Genomic DNA, 3,236 nt, shown 5'->3' with positions numbered 1-3,236 from the left:
CCGATCTGAGCAATCCAATAAATTCTTTTAACAAAGACTCATGAAACACTAAATTAGAATCAAAAGATTTAAAAAAACTTAACAAATTTAAAAAATACTGAGCTTTATCAAAATACTTACTTGTTTCAGGAATTTGCAATAACAAAGGAATTAAATATGGTTTCAAAACATTAAATTCATAAATTAATTCAGAATTGAAAACAAAATCAGCTTCTTGTTGATTAGGATAAATCCATCTAAACTCCCCTTTTCGCACAGAATCCCAAAACTCAAAAGTCCTTAAAATAGTAGTATTCCTAGAAATATAATCTCTTATAGCTCTTCTTAAAAACCTCACATCGGTTAAATGTAAAGGATTGTGGAAATCTAGTGATAATTGATGTTGTGGGGCAATATAGATTTGAAATTTTTGTAATCTTGGAATAAAAGGAGTAAGTTTAGGGTTTATGGCATGTATTCCTTCTACCAAAATAATATGATTATGGGTTTGAATATCTTTTTGGGTATGACTACGAGTAACAAAATCAAATTGGGGAATAGTAGTCTTTTTGCAAGTCAGCAAATCATAGATATTTTGATTAAATAAAGGAATATTTAAGGCATCAATACTTTCAAAATCAAAGGAGATGCCATCTTTTTCTTTGGGAATATCTTTCAAAGGCAAATAATAATTATCCATAGCAATAATAAAAGTACAAATTCCAAACGCTTGTAATTGTAATTGTAATCTTTTAGCAAATGTAGTTTTTCCACTAGAAGAAGGACCCGAAATATTAATAATTTTAAGATTGGAGGCACGTTTAGCAATTTTAGCACTTAATTGTTGCAACTGATTTTGATGATTAATTTCTGCAAGATTAATTAAATTAAATTGACTTTGAGCAGTTTTGGCAAATTGATTAATTTGGGAAACATTTTGCATTTGAATAGTTTTTTTAAAAGCCAAACTTTGAGTAAGCATTTGTTCAAATAGAGGTTCTTGTTGAAAAGGAGGAATTTTTTCATCACTAAAAGGAGTTACAAATTGCATAACAAACCCATTTTGATGATAAAATAAATGATATTTATCTAAATAACTAGTGTTAGGAACTAAACCTTGATACATATAATTACAATAGTTTTGGCAAAAATAAAGGGTAGCAAAGGAAGGAGCTTTTTGTTTGAGGAGACTAATTTTATCCCCAAATCCCAAAGATTGATAAATTTGCAAGGCTTTTTCAAGGGGCAATTTCTTTTTGGTAATATCTAATTTTTGCGATACTAACAAATGCATTTCTTCTTTAATTTTTTGAAACATTTCTGGCAAAAAGGTAATTTCTTTGGGAAAAGATACCAAAATACTAGAAGAACTATAATAAGTAAAATGTAATGAAATATTTTCAAAAAGTTTGTAAGATGCCATAGCAACTAAATATCTTAAACTAGCTTCATAAATATTTACAGCCGCAGCGTTCCAAGCGCCTAAAAAAGTAATTTGATTGATGGGGGCATGCAATTTAAAGGTAAGTTCTTTTAATTTATTGTTTACTTTGGCAGCATAAACATTTTTAAGGTTTAATTGATTTTTTAAAGTCTCTAAACTAGTGTTTAAAGTAACATTTAGGATGGTTTGATTATAATAAACTTTTAGCACGATTCCCTCTGATACTGATAATATATTAAAAACCTCAATTAAGAGGTCTTTTTCTAAATAAATAAAATTATTGTAATGTTTGTGAATTGCAATAAATAATATTGAAAAATAAAAAAAGGTAAAAAAAATAATTAAAATGTGGGGGCAAATTATTGGAGCGTTTCAAAGTTTTTAAATAAAGCCTTTATCTAATAATTGCTTTCTTAAAATATCTGCTTGGGCAAAATCTCTACATTTTCTTGCATCTTGCCACAAAAAATATGTTTGTAAGTCTGTTTTTGTTGGTTTGTTAAATGGAATTGTAATTCCTAAAATATTTAAAATTAATAATAAAGAGTTTTGAAATTGGGATAACTTATCCAAAATTTGGGTTTGATGGGCTTGTTTAATTGTTTGTTCCATTAAATCAATTACTTTATGAGTAGCCAAATCATCTTGCATTAATTGATGAAATAACTGCATTATATCTTGGTCTAAGGATTGGCAAGAAAATTGATTAACTTTTAAATAAAAATTATTTTTAGTTAAAAAATCAGTTATTTTTTGGTATTTTTGTTGGGCTTTTTCCATCAAATCATAACTAAAATTGATTGGCTTGCGGTAATGAGTACTCAAAATTAAAAGCTTTATTATGCAAGGATTGTATTGTTTTAATAAATCTTTACACCAAATAATATTTCCTAAAGATTTAGACATTTTTTGATTTTGATAATCTAATCTTTCTACATGCATAAAAAAATTAGCTAGTTTTTGGTGGCTATGGGCGTGTGTTTGGGCAATTTCATTTTCATGATGAGGAAATTTTAAATCTGTACCTCCTCCATGAATATCCAAAGGCAATTTAAAAAGTTGTTCAATCATAGTTGCACATTCAGTATGCCAACCAGGACGCCCTGAAAACCAAGGACTTGGGTATGTAATACCTTGCGAAGTTTTTTTCCATAAAATAAAATCTCCTGGAAATTCTTTTTGGGGGTCTAATTGTTTACGTGCATTTTGTTTAAGTTGGGATAAATCTTGTTTTTTGAGTTTACCATAATCATCAATTTTAGATACACGAAAATATATTCCTTGATCGGTAAAATAAGCAAATCCTTGGTCTAAAAGAGTTTGGATGTAGACAATCATAGAATTGATATATTGAGTAGCTTGAGGTTTAAAATTAATGGTTTGAATGTTTAGGGTTTTGAGGAGATTGTTGAAAGATTTAATATATTTATTGGATAAATCTTGTTCCAAAACTTGGTTTTTAAGGGCATTTTCAATAATTTTATCATCAATATCAGTAATATTTACTACATAATATACCCTAAAATTAAGCATTTCTAAATATCTTTTCACTGTATCAAAAAAAATTAACGGTCTGGTGTTTCCTAAATGCAGGTGATTATAGACAGTAGGTCCACAAACATACATGTTAATTTGGGGCGGATGGGCAGGGTTAAAAAATTCTTTTTTGCGAGTTAAAGAGTTATAAATTTTTAGCATTAAAGAAATCCTTTTTGTTTGGAAAATGGCATAAAGAAAAATGAGGGGGCAAATAAAAGAAAAAAATAAGGGTTAAATTGCGATGGAATGAATTATATAAAATAAAATGATAAGT

General features: G+C 28.0%; 2 protein-coding genes. Both read right to left on the bottom strand.

The annotated features are described in order from the left end of the window. On the bottom strand, positions 1 to 1,633 hold a 1,633-nt coding region (locus OL66_RS02955; RefSeq protein ID WP_034172403.1), incomplete at its 3' end, for a nucleoside kinase. Between the two features lie 171 nt (positions 1,634 to 1,804). After that, positions 1,805 to 3,121, bottom strand: a complete 1,317-nt coding sequence (cysS, locus tag OL66_RS02950; RefSeq protein WP_034172402.1) for a cysteine--tRNA ligase — start codon at positions 3,119 to 3,121, stop codon at positions 1,805 to 1,807. Positions 3,122 to 3,236: the final 115 nt, after the last annotated feature.

It is taken from the genome of Chrysanthemum yellows phytoplasma, from assembly GCF_000803325.1.
GTDB classification, from domain to species: domain Bacteria; phylum Bacillota_I; class Bacilli_A; order Acholeplasmatales; family Acholeplasmataceae; genus Phytoplasma; species Phytoplasma asteris.
Note: the sequence above shows the minus strand (reverse complement) of the source record. Positions and strands in the feature narration are given on the sequence as shown.